Below are 21767 nucleotides of genomic sequence, written 5' to 3' on the forward strand. Positions count from 1 at the left end.
AAGTCCCATGGCTGAAGTTCTCGTCTACGTCGACCACGTCGACGGCGCCGTCCGCAAGCCCACCCTGGAGCTGCTCACGCTGGCCCGCCGCATCGGTGAGCCCGTCGCCGTCGCGCTCGGCTCCGGCGCCGAGGCCACCGCCGCCACGCTCGCCGAGCACGGCGCGGTGAAGGTGCTCACCGCCGACGCCCCCGAGTTCGCCGACTACCTGGTCGTACCGAAGGTGGACGCCCTCCAGGCCGCGTACGACGCCGTCTCCCCGGCCGCCGTCCTGGTGCCGTCGTCCGCCGAGGGCAAGGAGATCGCGGCCCGCCTGGCGGTCCGCATCGAGTCCGGCATCATCACCGACGCCGTCGACCTGGAGGCCGGCGACGAGGGTCCGGTGGCCACGCAGTCCGTGTTCGCGGCCGCGTTCACCACCAAGTCCCGCATCTCCAAGGGCACCCCGGTCATCACCGTGAAGCCCAACTCGGCGCCGGTCGAGGCCGCCCCGGCCGCGGGCGCGGTCGAGGCCCTGTCCGTGTCGTTCTCCGCGCAGGCCACCGGCACCAAGGTCACCTCGCGCACCCCGCGCGAGTCGACCGGCCGCCCCGAGCTGACCGAGGCCGCGATCGTGGTCTCCGGCGGCCGCGGCGTCAACGGTGCCGAGAACTTCGCGATCATCGAGGGCCTCGCCGACTCGCTCGGTGCCGCGGTCGGCGCCTCCCGCGCCGCCGTCGACGCCGGCTGGTACCCGCACTCCAACCAGGTCGGCCAGACCGGCAAGTCCGTGTCGCCGCAGCTCTACATCGCCTCCGGCATCTCCGGCGCGATCCAGCACCGCGCCGGCATGCAGACCTCGAAGACCATCGTGGCCATCAACAAGGACGCCGAGGCCCCGATCTTCGACCTCGTCGACTACGGCGTGGTCGGCGACCTCTTCGAGGTCGTCCCGCAGCTCACCGAAGAGGTCAAGTCCCGCAAGGGCTGACCCCGGCGGAGCCCGTTCAGTGGCCGAGGCCCCCGATTCCGCCGCGTGCGGAGACGGGGGCCTCGTCGTGTCACCGCGCCCGGCCCGGGCCCGCCGTCACAGCGTCAGGCTCGCCTGCACCGGCAGATGGTCGCTCGGGAACTGCCCGCCGAGCGAGAACGTGTTGATCGCCGCCGTGTGCACCCGGGCGCCCGGCGTCGCCAGGATCCAGTCGATGCGGTCGCCGTCCGGCACCAGCGGCTTGTAGCCGTGGAAGGTCGCGTACTGCTTGCTGCGCTCGTCCGCCGCGTCCCAGGTGTCCACGAGTCCGGCCTTCAGCATCGTCTCGTACACCGGGTTCTTGTGCGCCGCGACGTTGAAGTCACCTGTGACGAGCAGCGGCAGTGACCGGTCCAAGGCTGCGACGCGGTCGGAGATCAGGTGCGCGGCGCGGGTGCGCGCGTACTGACTGGCGTTGTCCAGATGGGTGTTGAGGAAGTACAGCTCGCGGTCCGTGCGGCGGTCCAGGAAGCGGACCCAGGTCACCATGCGGATCGAGCCGCCGCCCCAGGTGTTGGAGGCGATCACGTCCGGCGTGTCCGAGAGCCAGAAGTGGTCGTACGCGACGGGCAGCAGCCTGCGGGTGTCGTAGTAGACCGTCATGAACTCGTCGCGACTGCCGCCGGCGCGGCCCGTGCCGATCCAGGCGTAGTGCTGCCCCAGGTCCTCGGCGATGTCCTGGACCTGCTGGTAGAGCCCTTCCTGGGTGCCCACGAGGTGCGGCCGCGCGCGCCGCAGCAGCTCCCGCGTCACCGGGCGCCGGTCGGCCCAGGTGTTCGGCGGGGTCGCGCTCGCGTAGCGGAGGTTGAAGGACATCACCTCCAGGCGGCGGCCCGGACGCTCCACCGCGCGGGCGGGGGAGGCGGCCATCGCGGTCGCGAGCAGCGGCACCGTGAGGGCGGCGGCCGTGGCCGCCGCCGTCCGCAGGCCGGAGCGGCGGGTCACTTCGGGGTCGGTGGGCACGCGGGCTCCTTCAATCGGTCGCGGTCAGGACTCGATCCGGCCTCGGGACGGGCCTCGGGTCAGGTTGGAGTGCGTCCACCGGAGTGTGGAAGCACCATCTGAGACACGCGTGAACACGCGGAAACCGGCATACGAGAGGGTGTTGACCAGCGGGAAGGTACACGGATAACTTCACCATACGGATTCTTGATTCCGGTAAGCGGAAACGCCACGGGAGCAAGGCTTCACGACGACAGTGGAGGGTGCACGGATGGGTCAGCAGGAGAACGTGGCGACCAGCCTCGCAGGTGCGGTCAGCGAAGGCATCAGCGCCTCGCTCGCACCGGTCGACGCGGAACTGGAGCGCCGCTACCCCGGAGACCCCGGCACCCGCCAGCCCGTGCACACCGTGTACGTGCCCGGCGAGCTGTTCGCCGCCGACACCATCCGTACCTGGGGCGCCCAGGCGCTCGCCGCGCTCGACGAGCACGCGCCCGACGCCGCCTCCTTCGCCGCCGTCCTCGGCCTCGCCGACGAGCTCGCGGAGCCCGTCTACGCGCGCGTGCGCGCCAAGCTGGAGCGCGAGCCCGTGGAGGACATGCGCGTCGACTTCGAGGACGGCTACGGCGGCCGCACCGACGCCGACGAGGACACCCACGCCGCCCGCGCGGCCCGCCTGATCGCCGAGGCGTACGCGAACGGCACGGCCGCCCCGTACATGGGCATCCGCATGAAGTGCATGGAGGCGGCGGTACGCGACCGCGGCATCCGCACCCTCGACGTCTTCCTGTCCGGCCTGATGGAGGCGGGCGGGCTGCCCGACGGCCTCGTCCTGACGCTGCCCAAGGTGACGTACGCGGAGCAGGTCACCGCGATGGCGCGGCTCCTGGAGGAGTTCGAGAAGGCCCGCGGCCTCGCCCCCGGCCGGATCGGCTTCGAGATCCAGATCGAGACCAGCCAGTCCATCCTCGCCGCCGACGGCACCGCCGCCGTGGCCCGCATGATCGACGCCGCCGAGGGCCGCGCGACCGGCCTGCACTACGGCACCTTCGACTACAGCGCCTGCCTCGGCGTGTCCGCCGCCTACCAGGCCAGCGACCACCCCGCCGCCGACCACGCCAAGGCCGTCATGCAGGTCGCCGCCGCGGGCACCGGCGTGCGCGTGTCCGACGGCTCCACGAACGTGCTGCCCGTCGGCCCCACCGCGAAGGTCCACGACGCCTGGCGGCTGCACTACGGCCTCACCCGGCGCGCCCTGGCCCGTGCCTACTACCAGGGCTGGGACATGCACCCCGGCCACATCCCCACGCGCTACGCCGCCGTCTTCGCCTTCTACCGCGAAGGCTTCGAGCAGGCCGCCGCCCGCCTCGCCGCCTACGCCAACCGGACCGGCGGCGACATCGCGGACGAGCCCGCCACCGCGAAGGCGCTCGCCGGGTACCTGCTGCGCGGCCTCGACTGCGGGGCGCTCGACACGGCGGAGGTCACCCGGCTGACCGGGCTGACGCTCGCCGGGCTCCAGGTGTACGCGGGTCCGCGCCGCGGGGACCTCACGCCGTCGGCGAAGTAGCCCGTACTGGCCCGCACCGCCTGTCACTCCTGCCCCGTACTCTGTACGCCACAGCTCTAGCAATACGGCGTCACAGGGACGGGGCAGCGGTGTCTTCGGGGGAACAGGAACAGCCGGACGGGGTCGGCAGGCTCCTCGCCGGGCGCTACCGCGTCCGCGCGCAGCTCGGGCGCGGCGGCATGGGCGTCGTGTGGCGCGCGGTCGACGAGGTGCTGCACCGCGAGGTCGCGGTCAAGGAACTGCGCACCTACACGGACGCCGGTGGTCCCGAGCTGGAAGACCTGCGGCTGCGGATGCAGCGCGAGGCGCGCGCCGCCGCCCGCGTGCGCCATCCCGGAGTCGTCGCCGTGCACGACGTGGCGGAGGTCGACGGCCGGCCGCTGATCGTCATGGAGCTGGTCGACGGCCCCTCCCTGGACGACGTGCTGCGCGAGCGCGGCACCCTCGATCCGCGCGAGGCCGCCGCCGTCGGCGGCAAGGTCATGGAGGCCCTCGCCGCCGCCCACCGCGCCGGCGTCCTGCACCGCGACGTGAAACCCGGCAACATCCTGCTTGAGACCTCTGGCCGCGTCGTCCTCACCGACTTCGGCATCGCCACCATGGAGGACCCCGGCGACGGCTCCGCCACGCACCTCACGCGCAGCGGCGAACTCGTCGGCTCGCTGGACTACTTGGCGCCCGAGCGCGCCCAGGGCCAGGAGCCCGGACCCGCCTCGGACGTCTGGGCGCTCGGCGCCACGCTGTACGCGGCCGTGGAGGGCGCCTCGCCGTTCCGGCGCACGTCGACGTGGTCCACGCTCACGGCCATCGTGGTCGAGCCCCTGCCGGTGCCGCTCCGCGCGGGGCCGCTGATGCCCGTCCTGCGTCTGCTCATGGAGAAGGATCCGCGGGGCCGGCCGGACGCGGAGGAGGCGCGGCGGCTGCTGGAGCAGGTGGCTTCGGGGGAAGCCGTGTCGGCGGTGCCGCCGGGCGTAGGCGCTGGTGCGGGTGCCGGGGCCGGGGCGCCGACCGGGCCTGTCGGGTACGAGGAGTCACCTCCGTCAGGCGGCGGGGGCGGGCAGCGTGAGCCCGGGTTCGGGCCGCCGCCCGCGTCCGGGGAGCCCATACCGACGCCCGCACCGGAACCCTCCGGTCGCCGCGCCGCCCCGGCAGGCCGATCGCGCAAGGGCAAGGCCCTGCTCGCCGCCGCGGCCGTGGCCGTGGTCCTCGCGGTGACGGGCGTGACCGTGGCCGCGCTGTCCGGCGGGGACGACAAGAAGGACCAGGCGAAGGACGCGCGGGAGGCCGGGAGCACGGCCGAGCCCGGCTCCGACGCGAGCCGGGGCGCGATGGACACCTCGGACGGCTCGAAGCCCTCGAAGCAGGGCGACAAGAAGCCGAGGGCATCCAAGGACGCCGCCCGGCCGGACAAGGCGGGCAGCGAGGGCGAGGGCGACAAGGGTGCCGAGCGGGACGGGGCGCCGGACAAGGGTGAAGGATCCGGCTCCGACTCTTCGGACGAGTCCGCGGATCGCCCCAAGGAGTCGTCCAAGCCACCCAAGGGCGGTACGTCCGGCGGCGGTTCCTCCGGCGACGACCAGGAGCCCGTGTGCCACCCGGCGGGCGGCGGCAAGTACAACTGCTCGGTGTGGCGGACCGCCAAGTCGTACACGGCGGCGGGCGCCGAGGCGGGCGTCCTCAACGCCGGCACCAACTATTTCTTCTGCCAACAGAACCTGGGCCGCCGCGAGACGCACGGCGAGTGGACGAACGTCTGGTGGGCCAAGACGGACGACGACAGCGGCAACACGAATGTGTTCGTGAGCGACGTGTACATCCGGGGCGGGGACAACGACAAGCCGCTGCCGGGGCTGCCGGTGTGCTGAGCGTGCCGGTCCGCTGAGAGTGTGCTGCGCGAGCAGGTCCGTTGGGCGTGCGTTGAGCATGCCGGTCCGCTGAGCGCGGTGGCGGGGCGCCGAGCCGCCGCGAACAATCCGGTTGCGCGGCTCGCGGCGTGGCGCGGACTCTGTCCGGATGGACGAGTTGACGACCGAGTCGGCCGAGCGGCCCGCGCCGTCCGAACCCACCGCGCCGCACGAAGTGACCGCTCCTCCCGAAGCCACCCCTCCGCCCGAACTGACCGTACGCCCCGCGACCCCCGCCGACGCCGACGAGATCTTCCGTCTGCTCAACGCGGTCGACATCGCGGAAGTGGGGCACCCCGAGACCGACTTGAGCACCGTCGAGACCGACCTGGTGCACCCCGAGGCCGACCTCGGCCGCAACTCGTGGCTGGCGTTCCGGCACGGACAGCTGGTCGCGTACGGCCTGCTCTGGGACGACTCCGGCGGCGAGCGTATCGACGCCGACCACTACGTCCTGCCCGGCCACCAGGACGCCGGGGAACGCCTGCTCGCCGCGATCGAGCGGCGCGCCGCCGAACGCGCCGCCGAGAACGGCGTGACGCGCGCCGTCGTCCACCTCACCCTCAACAGCCGCCCGACGCTGGACAGGACGACCCTCGCCCGCCGCGGCTGGCACGCCGTCCGCCGCTACAACGTCCTGACCCGACCGCTGTCTCCGGCGGCCGACCCCGCCCCCGCCCCGCCACCCGGCCTGACCCTGCGCGGCTGCGCGCCGGAGGCCGACCGGCGGCGCGCCCACGCCCTGGTCGAGGAGACCTTCGCCGCCCACCACGACCACCAGCGGCGCGGCCACGAGCAGTGGCTGGCCGACCTGGGCCAGGGCGTGGACTGGTCGCTCGTCTGGATCGCCGCCCTGCCCGACGAGGGCGACGTCGCCGTCGTACTGACCCGCGACGACCGCGAGGCCATGGCCTGGATCCGCAACCTCGGCGTCCGCGAGCGGTTCCGCGGCCGGGGCATCGCGGGCCACCTGCTGCGCCACGCCTTCGCCGTGTACGCCGCCCGGGGCCGCGACACCATCGGCCTCGGCGTCGACACGGAGAACGAGACGGGCGCCCTGCGCCTGTACACCTCCCACGGCTTCGCGCCGTACTTCGCGGCGGACACCTGGGAGATCATCCTGCCCGCCCCCGGAAAGCAGGAGGTGCCGGGCCGCGGCGGGTGAGGCCCGAACCTGATGCGGCTGCTCAACTCAGGGGAGTTCAGGGCTGGTTGGGGTCAAACCCCTACGGGGTGATTCAGGGTCTTGCCGGATGTCGGGTGGTGCCTGCGGCAGGCGAAGATCGAGACCTCGGACAAGCCGAAGGGGCAGGCACTGTGGTGGACGTTCATGGATCGGTTCAGCGGCGCGGCCGCCGTTGGGGAGGGCGGTTGCCTCTCGCCTGGAGTGCCTCGCTCGCCGTGATGGTCAGCTTCGCGGGCGCGGAGGCCGCGACCGGGGCGCCGGGCGGACGGGGGAGCGGAGAGGCGGGCGAGGCGCGGGCGCCGGGACCCGTGGGGGCGGGCTCGCACATTGCCTGGAAGCCGTGCGAGGAGGATGCCTCAGCGGAGTGCGGTGGGCTCTCGGTGCCGGTGGACTGGGGCAAGCCGGACGGGGAGAGATTCGACCTCCGGCTCGCCCGGCGCAAGGCCACCGACCCCGGTGCGCGCGTCGGCGCCATGGTGTTCGGGCCGGGCGGGCCCGGGGACTCGGGCGTGGAGCGGATCGTGGGCAAGGGCAACATGCGCCGGTTCAGCGACAACCTCCGCAGCCGGTTCGACATCGTCAGCTTCGACCCGCGCGGCGTGGGAATCAGCAATCCGATCCGCTGCACGCAAGAGCGACTCGGCCGGCGCCCGCCGACGGTCATCAAGAGCCAGGCCGCGTTCGACGCCACCGTGAAGTACAACCGGGACCTGCGCGAGGACTGCAGGAGGAACACCGAGAAAGGACTCTTCGATCACGTCGACACCCTCAGCATGGTGAAGGACCTCGACGCCATCAGGGCAGCACTCGGCGAGCGGTCCCTCACCTTCCACGGAAGTTCGTACGGCACGCTGCTCGGCGAGCAGTACGCGGAGCGGTATCCGAAGCGGATCCGCGCCCTGGCTCTGGAGTCAGTGGTGGACCACAGCCTGGGCACGAGAAAGTTCCTCGCCACCAGTGCCGCCACGCTGCAGGACTCCTTCGACGAGTTCGTGGCGTGGTGCGGGCGGACCAAGAGCTGTGCCCTGCACGGCTCGGACGTGCGGGCCCTCTGGGCGAACCTGTTGGACCGGGCCGAGCGCGGGGAGCTGTGGCACAACGGCACGGTGCTGGCCCCGTTCGACCTCAACGTCCTGGTGATGAAGCGGCTGTACGACCCCGAGTGGGCGAGGCTGGCGAAGTTCCTCCAGGAGTTGAGCGAGAGCAAAGCCGGGACGGAGCGGGTGGTCGCGGAGGGCGATGGGGGCAAGCCTGAGCCCGCCCTCGGGGCCAATCCCTTTGAGATCTTCTGCCAGGACTGGAGCCTGCCGGTCCGCGACTACGAGGACTACGCACGGGAGTTGCGCCGCGTCGCCAAGATCGCGCCGGACATGAAGTACCCCCGAGCCCTGATGTCCCTCTCGGCCTGCCTGGGCGCCCCGGCGCCCGACAACCCGCAGCATCGGCTGAAGGTGCGGAACAGCCGGCCCATCCTGCTCACCAACTCGCTCCACGACCCGGCAACTGGCTACGACTGGGCCACCAATGTCGCCGGCCAACTCGGCCGCAACGCGGTCCTGCACACGTACCAGGGCTGGGGCCACGGCACGTACTCCAGCAGTCCCTGCGCGCAGAAGACCGTCGACGACTACCTGATCTCGTTGAAGGTCCCGGCCCGCGGCGCGAGTTGCCCGGCAGTCGAGCCGACCGGGTGAGGTGGTCACGCAGCCAGCGGCAGCTCACGCAGGGGCCGACGCCCTCAGTCCGCCGGCGCCAGCTCCCCCGACCCCCGAGTGATCAACCGCGTCGGCAGCTCGATGCGTTCCGGCGCGTCCGAGGCGCCGTCGAGCTGGCGGAACAGGCGCTCCGCCGCCGTGCGGCCCAACTGGGCCGCATCCTGCGCGACCACGGTAACGCCGGGGCTCAGCAGGTCGGCCAGTTCGATGTCGTCGAAGCCGACGAGGGCGACGGGGCGGGGGAGGGCGGCGAGGACGCGTACCACGGTCACCGTCACGCGGTTGTTGCCGGCGAAGACGGCGGTGACCGGCGCGGGGCCGGTCAGCATCGCCTCGGTCGCGTGGCGGACCCGTTCGGGGCCCGTGGGGCCGAGCGACACCCACGACTCGTCGACGTCTATGTCCGCCTCGGCCATGGCCGCCCGATAGCCGCGCAGCCGCTCTATCGCGGTGTGGATCCGCGGCTGGTCGCCGATGAAGCCGATGCGGCGGTGACCGTGGGCGATGAGGTGTGCGACGCCGTCCCGCGCGCCTCCGAAACTGTCGGAGAGCACCACGTCGGCGTCGATCCGCCCCGGCGGCCGGTCCACGAACACCGTGGCGACACCGGCGGCGATCTCGGGCTCCAGATAGCGGTGGTCGTCGCCCGCGGGGATCACCACCAGACCGTCGACCCGGCGCGCGCACAGGGCGAGCACCAACTCCTGCTCGCGGTCCGGATCCTCGGCGCTCGAACCGTTGATGAGCAGCGCCCCGTGCGCGCGGGCCACCTCCTCCACGGCCCGGCTCAGCGGCCCGTAGAAGGGGTCGGCGAGATCCTCGAGGACGAGGCCGATGCTCGCCGTACGGCCCTTGCGCAGCACCCGCGCGCTGTCGTTGCGCCGGAAGCCCAGCGCGTCGATGGCCTCCTGGACGCGGCGCTCGGTGTCGGGCGTGACGCCGGGCTCGCCGTTCACCACGCGCGAGACCGTCTTGAGGCCGACGCCCGCACGCGCGGCGACGTCCTTCATGGTCGGCCGGTTGCCGTAACGGCTCTTGGCGTCCGCGGCGCCGTCCGAAGGGCTCCCGTCGGCGCGGGGGCGGGAGACGGGGGTGCGGGCGGTCTCTGCCACGGTGCGCTGTCCTGTCTGTCGTCCACTGGGGGCGGGTCCATCTGCGGGGCTGTGCGTCTGCGGGTCTCAGTCTGCGTAATGAACGCCGGTTGGGGCCAGGAAGTTCATATTTCCAACGTCCAACTCTGTACGGGAGACTCCCTCCGTACGAGGGGCTCCCTCTGTACGGGGGCTCCCTCCGTACGAGGACTCCCTCCGTACGGGACTGAGCCGACGTCCACCAGGCAAGCGGACAGAAGACCGCGGCCGCAGGCATGTGGCGTCGAGCATAGAGCCTGGACAACGTTGTCAGATGCACGAGAGACTGTGCACCGCACTCTCCGGCCTGCCCTTTCACCAGGAGATCTGACACTGATGCCCACGGACCTCGTCGCCGCACTCGACATCGGCGGCACCAAGATCGCCGGAGCCCTGGTGGACGGCCAGGGCCGGATCCTGCTGCGCGCCCAGCGGCCGACGCCCGCGCGCGAGGACGGCGACACCGTGATGCGGGCGGTCGAAGAGGTGATCGGCGAGCTCACGGCGGGTGAGCCCTGGGGTGAGGTCCGCGCGGTCGGCATCGGCAGCGCGGGCCCGGTGGACGCCTCCGCGGGCACGGTCAGCCCGGTCAACGTGCCCGGCTGGCGCGGCTACCCCCTCGTCGAGCGGGTCCGCGCCGCCGCCGGTGGCCGACCGGTCGAGCTGGTGGGCGACGGCGTGGCGATGACGGCGGCCGAGCACTGGCAGGGCGCCGCGCGCGGCCACGACAACGCGCTGTGCATGGTGGTGTCCACCGGCGTCGGCGGCGGCCTGATCCTGGACGGCGCGCTGCACCCGGGCCCCACCGGCAACGCGGGCCACATCGGCCACATCAGCGTGGACCTCGACGGCGACCCGTGCCCGTGCGGGGCGCGCGGCTGTGTCGAGCGGATAGCGAGCGGCCCGAACATCGCCCGGCGCGCCCTGGAGGCCGGCTGGCTCCCCGGCCCCGACGGGGACACGTCCGCGGCCGCCGTGGCGCTCGCGGCCCGCGCGGGCGACCCCGTCGCCATCGCGTCGTTCGAGCGCGCCGCGCAGGCGCTCGCGGCGGGCATCGCCGCCACGGCGACGCTCGTCGAGATCGACATCGCGGTGATCGGCGGGGGGGGGGCGATGGCCGGGGCGGTGATCGGCGGGGGGGTGGCGATGGCCGGGGAGGTCCTGTTCGCGCCGCTGCGCCGCGCCCTGCGGGACTACGCCACGCTGTCCTTCGTCAGCCGGCTGACCGTGGCGCCTGCCCTGATGGGCACGGACGCGGGGCTCGTGGGCGCCGCCGCGGCCGCGCTGCGGGCGTATCCCGACGCGACGGTCGGGCGCTTGCGGCCCGCCGTCAATCGTTGAGCCGGGTCGGCCGACGGTCGGCGCTCGGCCGGAGCCCGCGGCCGAGGGACGTACACGGGAGGCGAGCCGTGCCGCCGACCCCCGTGCCGCCGAGGGACGCCGGGATGCAAGGATCAGGCGGGTGAACAGTAACGCCGCCGTCCTCGACAACCCCGTGGCCGAGTCGCTGCACGGGCAGCACGCCCATCTGGCCCGCCGTTCCGGGCGGGCGGCCACGTACCTGTCGGATGTCGCGACTTTCTGCGCGGTACCGTCCGAGCCCGAGGCGGCGGACTGGTCCGATCTGGCGCGGCTGCTCGGCCGCGGCGGTTTCGCCGACATGTTCAGCAGCCCGGCGCTCCCGCCGCCGGACTGGCAGCCGGTCTTCGTACTCGAAGGGCGGCAGATGCTCTGGCCCGACGGGCGCCGGCCCGGTGATCCGCATCCTGCGGCCGACGTCGCGATCGTGGAACTGGGGCCGGACGACGTGCCCGAGATGCTCGACCTCGTGACGCGGGCCGAACCGGGGCCGTTCTGGCCGCGCACCTGTGAACTCGGCACCTATCTGGGGATCCGTGCGCAAGGCCGACTGGTGGCGATGGCGGGCGAGCGGCTGCGGCCCCCGGGCTGGACCGAGATCAGCGCCGTGTGCACGGCCCCTGAGGCACGCGGCCAGGGCCACGCCGCCCGCCTGGTGCGCGCGTTGACCGAACGCGTTCTGTCCCGGGGCGAGCGGCCGTTCCTGCACGTGGCCGAGGCGAACACCGGCGCCATCGCCCTCTACGAGCGGCTCGGATTCGAGAGCCGCAAGCCCGTGACCTTCCGTGGATTCCGCACCCCGTGACCTCCTCCTGCCCACGCACGTGTCCCGCCGACATGTGCGGGCCGGGCCGAACCCCGGGGGGCAGGGCCGGGCCCCGCGTGCGCCCGGGCGCCAGCGGGCGCGCGCGTTCGCGGCTCAGCAGCCGAGCACCGGCTCCGCCCAGTCCGCGTGGTCCGAGTCGATCCCGTCGCCGCCGTCCGTGACGACGAGCCGGACCACCTCGGCGCCGCTCACGTCGGCCGACAGGGCCCGCGCGGGATCGGCGTTGGTGAGGACACCGGTCGAGGCGGCCAGTTTGCCGTCGGCCCACACCTGGAAGGCGACCGTGCCCTGGAGGAGCTTCTCGTCGTCGACGCCGACCTGCGCGGTCAGCTTCTCGCAGGCGCCGCCCGCGTAGTACTCGACGCCGCTCTCCGCGTGCACGCCGAGCCCCTTGGCGTACACCTTGCCGCCGATGGTGATCGGGTTGCCGTCGCCCGCGTCGCTCTCGCCGTTGCTGGTGTCCTTCTCGGCGGGGCCCCAGCCGTTGGTGGCGGACAGCCACGGCAGGCCGCTGAGCGCGGATTCACCCGCGGGCGGGGCCACCACGACCTGTGCCGTCAGCGGCAGTTCGAGCTGGACGCGGCCGCCGCCGGGGGCGCGGTGACTCGCCTTCAGACCGAGGGTGTATGTGCCGGGCTTGGCGTCGCGCGGCGCCGTCACCTGCCATGACGTACCGAGGATCCCGCCCGTGCGGAGCGCGGGGGCGCGGGTCGGGGAGGTCGCCTTCACCCGCCAGCCGGAGGGGCCGGTGAGCGCGACACGGACGTCGCGGGCGTCGGTGCTGCCGCGGTTGGTGACCTTGGTGAGGACCTTCTCGGCCTTGCCGGCCTCCACCAGCGGGTCGTGGCCTGCGCCGACGTCGACGGCGGGCGGCTTGTCCTGCCAGGTGTCGTCGGCTGTCACGCGCACCAGGACGGTGCCGTGCGCGGGGACGGTCGCCGAGATGGTGTCCGCGACGTTGTAGCTCTCGTGCTTCCACAGGTCGCGCAGGGTGTAGCCGTCGGCGGCGGGCAGGCCCACGGCCCGCGTGGTGGTGGAGATGGTCTTCGCGCTGCCGGTCTCGTTGAACAGCGCGACGGCGCGGCTGCCGTCCTTCATCTCCTTGGCGACGACCCAGCGCCCGCTCTCGGCCGAGACGACGCGGCCCTGCTTGCCCAGCGGGTCCTGGTCGACGGCGATGACTTCCTTGTTGCCGAGGATGTCGAACGTCTGGGGGCTGACCTTGCGCAGGTCGGAGCCGATGAGCAGCGGCGCGGCCATGATCGACCACATGGAGAAGTGCGTGCGGTACTCGGTGTCGGTCATGCCGCCGTTGCCGACCTCCAGCATGTCCGGGTCGTTCCAGCGCCCCGGACCGGCGTGCTGGGCGAGCGGCAGGTTCTTCTTCATGATCGACAACATGGAGCCCCAGTTGTCGCTGATGTCGCCGGTGGTGCGCCACAGGTGGCCGACGTCGGCGGCCCACTCCCAGGGCTTGTTCTCGCCCCACTCGCAGATGCTGTAGACGATCGGTCGGCCCGTCGTCTGTGACGCCGCCTTCAACGCGTCGCGCATGGCGATGTAGCGCTTCTTCGCGTCCACGCCCTGGTTATTGCAGTTGTCGTACTTGAGGTAGTCGACGCCCCAGTCGGCGAACTGCTGGGCGTCGCTGCGCTCGTGGCCGAGCGCGCCCGGGAAGCCCGCCGTGTTGCAGGTCTTCGTCCCGGCGCTGGTGTAGATGCCGAGCTTGAGCCCCTTGGAGTGGACGTAGTCGGCGACCGCCTTGATGCCGCCCGGGAACCGCTTGGGGTCGGGCACCAGCTTGCCGTTCGCGTCGCGCTGCGGCAGGGCCCAGCAGTCGTCGAGGTTGACGTACTCGTACCCCGCGCCCTTGAGGCCCTTCGCGACGAAGATGTCGGCGATGCCCTTGACCATGGACTCGTCGAAGTCGGCGCGGCAGTGCGTGGCGTTCCAGTTGTTGAAGCCCATCGGCGGGGTGAGCGCGAGACCGTCGGGCAGCCGGGGGCCGTCGACTGCCGTGGTCCGGGCGGTGTCCGGGTCCTGGGTGTCGCGGGCGACGGCGGGGGCCGCGAGACCGGCCGCGCAGAGCAGCACCGCGGCGAGTGACCCGACCACTCTACGGCGAGTTGGCGGGGTGGGAAGGTGACGCATCGTTACGTTCCTCCGTACTCACAGAAGATGGGATGTCTTCATGTACGTGTCACGCGTGCGCGCTTACGGTAGGCCGTGTTGAAGTCTGTTGGAAGAGGAGCGGTAACGGTTCGGGCACCTGGCGTCAGAACCCTTGACGGGGTGGGCTCGTGGGAGTGAGATCCAATCCTCGCGTTCGGTTGTGTTCGGTTGCACCCCGAGGAGGGGGACATGGCACAGTCATCGTTCAATGGACCGGAAGCCCCGCGCGGCGGCTCCGGACATCCGATGTCCCGGCGCAGCCTCCTGCGCGGTACGGCCGTCGGTGCCGGGGCGGTGACCCTCCCGGCGCTGCTCACGGCCTGCGGTGACGGGCCCGGCGGCAACAAGAACGAAGTGACGGTGGGCTCCAACGCGTCGGACGCCGTGCCCAAGAAGGCGTTCGCGGCGGCCTTCGACGCGTACGAGAAGGAGAGCGACAAGACCGTCGAGGTCAACACCACAGAGCACAACGAATTCCAGCAGAACATCACGCGCTATCTCCAGGGTTCACCGGACAACGCGTTCATGTGGTTCGCCGGTTACCGCATGCAGTATTTCGCCGAGAAGGGCCTGCTGGTCGAGATCAGTGACGTCTGGAAGGACTTCAAGGGCTTCTCGGGGGCGCTGAAGGACCAGTCGACGCACGACGGCAAGCAGTACTTCGTGCCGTACTACTACTATCCGTGGGCCGTCTTCCACCGGAAGAGCCTCTTCCGGAAGCGGGGCTATGAACAGGCCAAGAACTGGGACCAGTTCATCGCGCTGGCCAAGAGGATGCGCAAGGACGGCACCCCGGTCGCCTTCTGCGACAAGGACGGCTGGCCGGCCATGGGCACCTTCGACTACATCAATCTGCGGCTCAACGGATACGACTTCCACAAGAGCCTGATGGCGGGCGAGGAGGCGTGGACCGACCAGAAGGTCAAAAAGGTCTTCGACCTGTGGCGCGAACTCATGCCGTACTACCAGAAGGGCGCGCTCGGCCGGACCTGGGAGGAGGCCGGGCAGGGACTGCAGCAGCGCAAGACCGGCATGGCCGTCTTCGGGATGCCGCACCCCGGCCAGCAGTTTCCGGCGGACGAGCGCGACGACATCGACTTCTTCGCGTTCCCGGAGATCGATCCGCAGTTCGGCCAGGACGCCGTGGAGGCCCCCATCGACGGATTCCTCATCGCCAAGAAGTCCCGCAACGTCGAAGGCGCCAAGGATCTGCTCGCCTGGCTCGGCACCGCGAAGGCCGAGGACGTCTACCTCAAGGGCGACCCCAACAATGTCGCGGTCAACGACGGCGCCGACACCAGCAAGTACAGCCCGCTGCAGAAGAAGTCCGCCGAACTGGTCTCCAAGGCCAAGCAGATCTCGCAGTTCCTCGACCGCGACACGCGCCCCGACTTCGCGCAGACCGTGATGATCAAGGCGCTGCAGGACTTCATCGACAACCCGAAGGACGTCGACGGGCTCGTCAACAGGATCGAACGGCAGAAGAAGGACATCTTCTCCGCGTGAGCCGAGAGTTCTCCGCGTCCGAGAACCGAGTCGGGAGGAACGCACTCCGTGCCGCAGAAAACCGCGCGGCGCGCCGGAAGACGGGCGACGCGGCGCTTCACACGCCGCGACACCGCCGTGCTCGGCGTGCTTCTTGGCATCCCCATTCTGCTGGACATCGTCATCGTCTGGGGCCCGGCCCTGGCCTCCGTCGGACTGTCCTTCACGTCCTGGGACGGCATCGGCGACATCAAGTGGGTGGGCGGCGACAACTACGAGAACCTCGTCCAGGACTACCCCGCGTTCTGGCCGGCCGTCCGCCACAATCTGCTCTGGATCGCCTTCCTCGGCCTGGTCGCGACGCCTTTCGGGCTCTTCCTCGCCGTCCTCGTCGACCGCGGCATCCGGTTCAGCAGGTTCTACCAGTCCGTGCTGTACATGCCGGTCGTGCTGTCCCTCGCCGTCGTCGGCTTCATGGCGCAGCTCCTGCTCGGCACCGACCAGGGCGTCGTCAACACGATCCTCGACGACCGCAACGATCCCGTGGACTGGCTCGGCGACTCCGACATCAACCTGTGGATGATGATGCTGGCCGCGAGCTGGCGGCACACCGGCTACGTCATGATCCTCTATCTGGCCGGACTGAAATCCGTCGATCCCGCCCTGAAGGAGGCTGCGGCCATCGACGGCGCCAACGAACGCCAGACGTTCTTCCGCGTCACCCTGCCGACGCTGCGCCCGGTGAACGTCATCGTCGGCGTCATCACCGTGATCGAGGCACTGCGCGCCTTCGACATCGTGTACGCGGTGAACAAGGGCCGCAACGGCCTCGAACTGCTCTCCGTGCTCATCACCGACAACATCATCGGCGAGGCGAGCCGCATCGGATTCGGCTCGGCCATCGCCGTGGTCCTGCTGGGTGTCTCGCTGGGATTCATCGTGACGTTCCTGGTCCAGGAGCTGAGAGGAGCGCGCGAGAAATGACCGCCGACATCCGGGTCACGGCCCCCGCCGGTGAATCCGCGCGGCCCGCACGGCAATCCGGCCCGCCCCGGCGTCCGCGCCGGGGCCGCTACGGCGCCCACATCTTCCTGTCCGCGGTGTCCCTGGCCTTCCTCGCGCCGCTGCTGCTCGCCGTCTACGCCAGCCTGCGGCCGTACGAGGAGACGGCGCAGCACGGCTACTTCTCCTTCCCGAAGAAGCTGTCCTTCGACTATTACCGCGCGGCCTACACCGAATCCGGTATGGGCAAGTACTTCATGAATACGCTGATCATCGCCGTCCCCGCGGTGATCGTCACGCTGTTCCTGGCCGCCTTCGTCGCGTTCGCCGTCGCCCGCGTCAACATCCGCGGCAGCCTGGCCCTGCTGATGTTCTTCACCGCGGGCAATCTGCTCCCGCCGCAGGTTCTCGTCACACCCCTCTACGTCCTCTTCCTGAACATCGACCTGCCCTGGTGGATGTCCGACTCGATGACCCTCTACGACTCGTACTGGGCCGTGATCATCGTCAACGTCGGCTTCCAAGTCGGTTTCTGCGTCTTCGTCCTGGCCAATTTCATGCGCACCCTGCCGAAGGAGATCCTGGAGGCCGCGATCGTCGACGGCGCCGGCGTCTGGACGCAGTTCTGGCGCATCACGCTGCCGCTGTGCCGCCCTGCCGTCGCGGCGCTCGCCACGCTCGAATTCACCTGGATCTACAACGACTTCCTCTGGGCCCTGATCTTCATCTCCAACCCCGACAAGCTCCCCATCACCTCGTCGCTCAACAACCTGCGCGGTCAGTTCTTCACGGACTACAACTTGCTGGCCGCGGGTTCGGTCCTGGTGGCCCTGCCGACGATCCTCGTCTTCCTGCTGCTGCAACGGCACTTCATCGCGGGACTGACCTTGGGGTCGAGCAAGGGCTGAGCGATATCGCCTGGTCGCGCGCGTGCGCGGGCTGCGAGGCTGTGCGCATGCACGATCAGCGACATCAGTACGGGGGCGTGGCCGCTCCGCGCATACCGGACGTCCACGGCGAGCTGGAGACCCACATCACCGTGGACTGCCCGAGGGAGACCGACCGGCTCGCGCGGTGGGCGGCCGCGCGGGGGATCGGCTTCGCGCACATCGTCCTCGCCCGCGGTGCGACGCCTTCGCAGCCGATGCTCGGCCTGCGCGGCAAGGGGAGTGCCGCGGGGCAACTGGCCGCCGCCGACGGTGTCGTGGCCGAGCTCGCCCGGGACGGCTTCCGGGCGGTGCGGGTCAAGACGGAGGCCGCGCCCTGGGCCGACGGCGTGCCGCAGGACGACCGGGCGGCGGTGGGCCTCGGGCCCGCGCAGCACTTCGAGCACCATGTGAAGCTGCTGCTCGCGGCCGGCCACGACCGGGGCGGCCTCGAGGCGCTGGGCGCCCCGCACGCGGCGCACGTCTCCTGGAACGCGCGGCGCACCCGCGCGGACGGGCGCGAGGAACGGTTCGTCACCCAGCGCTGCCGCGGCGTGGGCCGCGCCACCGCCGAAGCCCGCCTGTCCGCCCTCCTCGCCGACCTGCGTGCGGCGTCGCTCCCCGTCCTGGAGGTGGAGCGGGAGTTCGTGCTGTACGACACCAACCTCGGCCTGGACGACGGCTGGATGGACCCGGAGCCCGCACAGTGACCCAGACACCCCCGACACCACCCTCGTCCCCGACACCCCCCGTACCCCCGACACCTCCCACGCCTCCAACACCCCCCGCACCCCCGACTTCCTCGCCCCCGGGGCCCCCGCAGCCGGACCACGACACCGCGTGGGCCGGGATGTGGGTCCGCGGCACCCTCGTCCCCCACGCCGAGCCCGGCCCGGAGACGCGGCGGCGCAGAAGCCTGCCGAGCACCCTGCTGCCCGCCCCCGCGGGCATCGAGCACCCCGCCGTGTTCGACCCCGCCCTCAAGCAGTTCGCGAACGCCTACCGCGCGGGCGAGCCCCGCTTCCACCACCCGGATGCGGCACGGGCCTGGCACCGCGCCCGGCGCACGGCGCTCGACACCGTGCTCGCCGCGATCGCCGGCGGGCCCTGGGCCGGTCATCTGGTGCTGCGCGGCAGCGTGTTGATGGCCACGTGGTGCGGGGACGCGGCGCGCGACCCGGGCGACCTGGACTTCGTCGTCGTACCGCGGGACCTGTCCCTGGACGATCCCCGCGTGGCCACGCTGTTCGGGGACGTCGCACGGGACGCGGCGGCGGCGAGCGCCGGAGGCCCGGTCCGGATCCACGCGGCGGGGACGGTCGTGGAGGACATCTGGACGTACGACCGCGTGCCCGGCCGGCGCATGCTGCTGCCCTGGACGGCGGCGGGCACGGCGGGCGGCACGGTCCAGCTCGACCTGGTCTTCAACGAGACGATGCCGGTACCGGCCGAACACACCCGGCTGCGCCCGCTCGGCGACGGCCCCGGCAGCACCGTGCTCGCCGCCTCGCCGGGCCTGTCCCTGGCCTGGAAGCTGCTGTGGCTGACCAACGACACGCATCCGCAGGGCAAGGACCTCTACGACGCGGTGCTGCTGGCCGAGCACACCCCGCTGGACTACGAGACGGTCCGCGCTGCCTTCGTGCACGCGGGCGAGGACGGGCTGCGGCCACCTGGCCCGGGCTGGGCGGGGGAACTGTGCCAGTACGTGGAGTGGGAGCACTTCGCGGCGGAGTACGCATGGGTGGAGCCGCGTTCCCAGCCGTACGAGGCGCGGCTGGAGCGGGCCTTGGAACCACTCGTCGCCGAGGCCGTACGCCCCGGGGAGACGTCCTACGAGCGGTGGGCCCGGTGGCTGGAGCCGTTGGTCGAGTCGGCCGGGGCGCGGGCCGAGGCGGATCCGGAACGTGCTCTCACGTACCTGTCGGACAGCGGCCGGGAGGGCTTCGTGGCCGCGGTGGTGGTGCTGCGGGAGACGGTGGGGCGTGCGTCGCTGAGTGTGGACGACGCGATGACGCGGGTCCTCGCCGTGACGGACGCGTGGCGGCTGTGGCGCGAGAACCCCGAGTCGGCCAGGGCGGTGCTCGAGCAGTCGTTGGGCTGAGAGCCTGTCTTTGAAACCCTGTCTTTGAACCCCCGGCTGCGCCCGCAGTCCGGCACGCCGTGCCCGGCGCGGCGGGAGGGAGTCCCGTCGCGCCGGGCCCGACTCAGGACTGCGGACGCTTGCCGTGGTTGGCCGCGTGCTTGCGGCGGGCCTTCTTCTTGCGGCGTCGCTTCGAGGACATGGCCGCGCTCCTCTCACCGGTCGGGTCACGGGCGGAACAGCGCCGGAACACCGGTAAACACCGGGTTTCGGCGCGTTTCCACCCTTTCATACAGCCGAGGGGCTCGCGATTCGCCCCGGCCGGTCGGCCGACCGGCTCCCGGGGGCCGCCGACCCTGCGGGCCGGCGGTTCGCGGTAGCGACGCGGCCGGACCGGGCGCCGGTCCCGTCAGGACTGCGGCTCGGGCCGCGCCAGCGCCTCCCGTACGGACGCCACCGGCGAGAGCGTCGTCTTGAGACCGGTGATGCCCATGACGCGCAGCGACATCGGGTCCGTGCACACCACCCGCAGCCGGGCGCCCCTGGCGCTGACGCGGCGCTGGGCCCGCATCAGGAGGGACAGGCCCGAGCAGTCGAGGAACGTCGCACGGGTCAGGTCGACCACGACGGTGCGGGCGGTGCCCGCCGCCACCGGGTCGAGGACGGGGATCGCACGCTGGAACGCCACGAGGTCCACATCGCCGTGCAGTTCCACGACGGTGTTGTCCCCGATCTCGTACACCCGGGGTGGTAATTCCGGGATCTCACAAGCGAATTCGCTCAGTTCGTCCTGATGCACTAATCCCCCCAGAGCGGGCCCCGGCCGGTGCGCGAGGCCGGGGGCGGCTGCCGTGAAGCAACCGGAACGAGGAGGTCACCAGGGGCCGGGGTGCCTGGCGGATCACCGTATCGGGCAAGGCTCCGCCCCGCAGTGCGGGAACGATTCGCAAGGGACCCCTGCCACTCGATGGAGGGAAGTTACCGCAAGGCTCTTGACATAATGGGGCACCTTCCGGCGTGAGGGCGGCAGCCCTCATCAGCGGCTGGTTTCCGTGGCACCGTGTTGCGGGCAAGCCACTGGGGGCCAACAGAAGAGGGGGAACCGTGATCGTCTGGATCAACGGCACGTTCGGTGCGGGCAAGACCAGCACCGCACAAGAACTGATCGAGCTGATCCCGAACAGCACGCTCTTCGACCCTGAGGTCATCGGCGGCGCGCTGCCGCACCTGCTGCCGGCCAAGCACCTCGCCGAGGTGAGCGACTTCCAGGACCTGCCGATCTGGCGGCGCCTGGTGGTCGACACGGCGGCCGGGCTGCTCGCCGAGGTCGGCGGCGTGCTGGTGGTGCCGATGACGCTGCTGCGCCAGGAGTACCGCGACGAGATATTCGGCGGCCTCGCCGCTCGCCGCATACCCGTGCGGCACGTTCTGCTCGCTCCGGACGAAACGATCCTGCGTGCGCGCATCGCGGGCCGCGAGGTCCCCCCGGACGTCCCCGACGGCGAACTGCGCGTCCGCCAGTGGTCGTTCGACCACATCGAGCCGTACTACGCCGCGCTCGCCGCCTGGCTCGGCGCGGACGCCCACCGCGTGGACAACAGCCACCTGAGCCCGTCCGAGACGGCCGAGCACATCGCAGAGGCCGTACGCACCGGGGCCGCCGCCGTCTGCGACATCGTGCAGACCCCCGAGCCCACCGCCGAGACGCTCGCCGCCGGGGTGCTGCTCTTCGACGAACAGGACCGTGTGCTGCTCGTCGACCCGACGTACAAGGCGGGCTGGGAGTTCCCCGGCGGCGTGGTGGAGCCGGGCGAGTCCCCCGCGAGCGCGGGCGTCCCCCGAGCGCGGGCGTCCGCGAGGTCGCCGAGGAGACCGGCATCCGGCTCACCACGACGCCCCGCCTCCTTGTCGCCGACTGGGAGCCGCCCGTTCCGCCCGGGTACGGCGGCATGCGCCTGCTCTTCGACGGCGGCCGCCTCGACAGCTCCGTCGCGCAGCGGCTGCTGCTGCCCGGACCCGAACTGCGCGGCTGGCGCTTCGTCACCGAGGAGGAGGCCGCCCGCCTGCTGCCGCCCGTGCGCTACGAGCGCCTGCGCTGGGCGCTGCGCGCGCGGGAGCGGGGCGCGGCGCTGTACCTGGAGGCCGGGGAGCCGGTCGGCGGCTGAGTCAGGCGGGCAGCAGCGGCTGCCGCCCGTTCAGGAGCGAGGTGCCGAGCGCGGTGACCGCGTGCAGCGTGGTGTTGCGGTGGCGGCGGCTGGAGACGAGCGCGGCCTGGCGCAGCGCGGTGAGGTGACGGCTGGCGTTGGACGGGGTCGGGCCGGTGTGCCGGGCCGGCTCGGTGGTGGTGAACGTGCCGTCCGCCGCGGCCTCCAGGAGCAGGGCGCGGGCGCGGCCGAGCAGGGCGACCAGGTCCGGGCGCTGGCCCGCGGTCCAGCAGACCTTGGACACGGCCCTGAAC

18 protein-coding genes and 1 pseudogene are annotated in these 21767 nt (G+C 71.8%); 13 read left to right on the top strand and 6 right to left on the bottom strand.

Annotated features, from left to right (window positions below):
• The first annotated feature begins 7 nt into the window (after positions 1-7).
• Entirely contained in the window at positions 8-970 is a 963-nt protein-coding gene (locus STRAU_RS09590) for an electron transfer flavoprotein subunit alpha/FixB family protein (RefSeq protein WP_016640077.1), read from the top strand.
• 96 nt (positions 971-1066) lie between these two features.
• Here STRAU_RS09590 and STRAU_RS09595 read toward each other — a convergent pair whose 3' ends face one another.
• Entirely contained in the window at positions 1067-1972 is a 906-nt protein-coding gene (locus tag STRAU_RS09595) for an endonuclease/exonuclease/phosphatase family protein (protein WP_016640078.1), read from the bottom strand.
• A gap of 250 nt (positions 1973-2222) precedes the next feature.
• On the opposite strand from STRAU_RS09595, the gene STRAU_RS09600 reads away from it, so the two are divergent.
• From STRAU_RS09600 to STRAU_RS09615, 4 genes are all read left to right on the top strand, one after another.
• Positions 2223-3521: a DUF6986 family protein gene (locus STRAU_RS09600; RefSeq protein ID WP_016640079.1), complete on the top strand. Its 1299-nt coding sequence runs from the start codon at positions 2223-2225 to the stop codon at positions 3519-3521.
• A gap of 89 nt (positions 3522-3610) precedes the next feature.
• Positions 3611-5386, top strand: coding sequence for a serine/threonine-protein kinase (locus STRAU_RS09605; RefSeq protein WP_016640080.1), 1776 nt, complete (start codon positions 3611-3613; stop codon positions 5384-5386).
• 148 nt (positions 5387-5534) lie between these two features.
• Complete coding sequence (locus STRAU_RS09610) at positions 5535-6590, top strand: GNAT family N-acetyltransferase (protein ID WP_016640081.1); 1056 nt, start codon at positions 5535-5537, stop codon at positions 6588-6590.
• A 206-nt stretch (positions 6591-6796) separates the two neighbouring features.
• On the top strand, positions 6797-8305 hold the full coding sequence (locus STRAU_RS09615; protein ID WP_158692052.1) for an alpha/beta hydrolase: 1509 nt from the start codon (positions 6797-6799) through the stop codon (positions 8303-8305).
• Between the two features lie 44 nt (positions 8306-8349).
• Here STRAU_RS09615 and STRAU_RS09620 read toward each other — a convergent pair whose 3' ends face one another.
• Positions 8350-9336, bottom strand: coding sequence for a LacI family DNA-binding transcriptional regulator (locus STRAU_RS09620; RefSeq protein WP_078621100.1), 987 nt, complete (start codon positions 9334-9336; stop codon positions 8350-8352).
• Positions 9337-9792: 456 nt separating this feature from the next.
• Between STRAU_RS09620 and STRAU_RS09625 the strand changes: the two genes are divergently transcribed.
• Positions 9793-10797: an ROK family protein gene (locus STRAU_RS09625; RefSeq protein ID WP_016640084.1), complete on the top strand. Its 1005-nt coding sequence runs from the start codon at positions 9793-9795 to the stop codon at positions 10795-10797.
• A 121-nt stretch (positions 10798-10918) separates the two neighbouring features.
• Entirely contained in the window at positions 10919-11620 is a 702-nt protein-coding gene (locus STRAU_RS09630) for a GNAT family N-acetyltransferase (RefSeq protein ID WP_016640085.1), read from the top strand.
• A 114-nt stretch (positions 11621-11734) separates the two neighbouring features.
• Here the strand turns inward: STRAU_RS09630 and STRAU_RS09635 are convergent, their stop codons facing one another.
• Positions 11735-13792 carry an NPCBM/NEW2 domain-containing protein gene (locus tag STRAU_RS09635; protein WP_203227373.1) on the bottom strand — a complete coding sequence of 686 codons (2058 nt, stop codon included), beginning with the start codon at positions 13790-13792 and terminating at the stop codon, positions 11735-11737.
• Between the two features lie 267 nt (positions 13793-14059).
• Between STRAU_RS09635 and STRAU_RS09640 the strand changes: the two genes are divergently transcribed.
• The 5 genes from STRAU_RS09640 to STRAU_RS42905 all read left to right on the top strand — a co-directional run bounded on the left by STRAU_RS09640 (position 14060) and on the right by STRAU_RS42905 (position 19330).
• Positions 14060-15319 (top strand): ABC transporter substrate-binding protein, encoded by a 1260-nt coding sequence (locus STRAU_RS09640; RefSeq protein WP_016640087.1) that lies wholly within the window; start codon positions 14060-14062, stop codon positions 15317-15319.
• Positions 15320-15367: 48 nt separating this feature from the next.
• A complete protein-coding gene (locus tag STRAU_RS09645) occupies positions 15368-16282 on the top strand; it encodes a carbohydrate ABC transporter permease (protein WP_037658401.1) in 915 nt (304 codons plus the stop codon).
• The gene (locus tag STRAU_RS09650) at positions 16279-17208 is read left to right on the top strand and encodes a carbohydrate ABC transporter permease (RefSeq protein WP_016640089.1); all 930 of its coding nucleotides are present in this window, start codon (positions 16279-16281) and stop codon (positions 17206-17208) included. The genes STRAU_RS09645 and STRAU_RS09650 overlap by 4 nt, the downstream gene beginning before the upstream one ends.
• 47 nt (positions 17209-17255) lie before the next feature.
• The gene (locus STRAU_RS09655; RefSeq protein WP_259299871.1) at positions 17256-17936 is read left to right on the top strand and encodes a hypothetical protein; all 681 of its coding nucleotides are present in this window, start codon (positions 17256-17258) and stop codon (positions 17934-17936) included.
• Between the two features lie 140 nt (positions 17937-18076).
• The gene (locus STRAU_RS42905) at positions 18077-19330 is read left to right on the top strand and encodes a nucleotidyl transferase AbiEii/AbiGii toxin family protein (RefSeq protein ID WP_016640091.1); all 1254 of its coding nucleotides are present in this window, start codon (positions 18077-18079) and stop codon (positions 19328-19330) included.
• Positions 19331-19433: 103 nt separating this feature from the next.
• Here STRAU_RS42905 and STRAU_RS44900 read toward each other — a convergent pair whose 3' ends face one another.
• Both STRAU_RS44900 and STRAU_RS09665 read right to left on the bottom strand, forming a co-directional pair.
• The gene (locus tag STRAU_RS44900; RefSeq protein WP_472980050.1) at positions 19434-19601 is read right to left on the bottom strand and encodes a hypothetical protein; all 168 of its coding nucleotides are present in this window, start codon (positions 19599-19601) and stop codon (positions 19434-19436) included.
• Positions 19602-19718: 117 nt separating this feature from the next.
• Entirely contained in the window at positions 19719-20051 is a 333-nt protein-coding gene (locus STRAU_RS09665) for an STAS domain-containing protein (RefSeq protein WP_158692053.1), read from the bottom strand.
• Positions 20052-20413: 362 nt separating this feature from the next.
• Here STRAU_RS09665 and STRAU_RS09670 point away from each other — a divergent pair.
• A pseudogene (locus tag STRAU_RS09670) lies at positions 20414-21474 on the top strand (NUDIX hydrolase).
• A gap of 1 nt (position 21475) precedes the next feature.
• On the opposite strand, the gene STRAU_RS09675 reads toward STRAU_RS09670, so the two are convergent.
• Complete coding sequence (locus STRAU_RS09675; protein ID WP_016640095.1) at positions 21476-21757, bottom strand: helix-turn-helix domain-containing protein; 282 nt, start codon at positions 21755-21757, stop codon at positions 21476-21478.
• Positions 21758-21767: the final 10 nt, after the last annotated feature.

The sequence above is a fragment of the Streptomyces aurantiacus JA 4570 genome (assembly GCF_000414115.1).
In the GTDB taxonomy this organism is placed as follows: domain Bacteria; phylum Actinomycetota; class Actinomycetes; order Streptomycetales; family Streptomycetaceae; genus Streptomyces; species Streptomyces aurantiacus_A.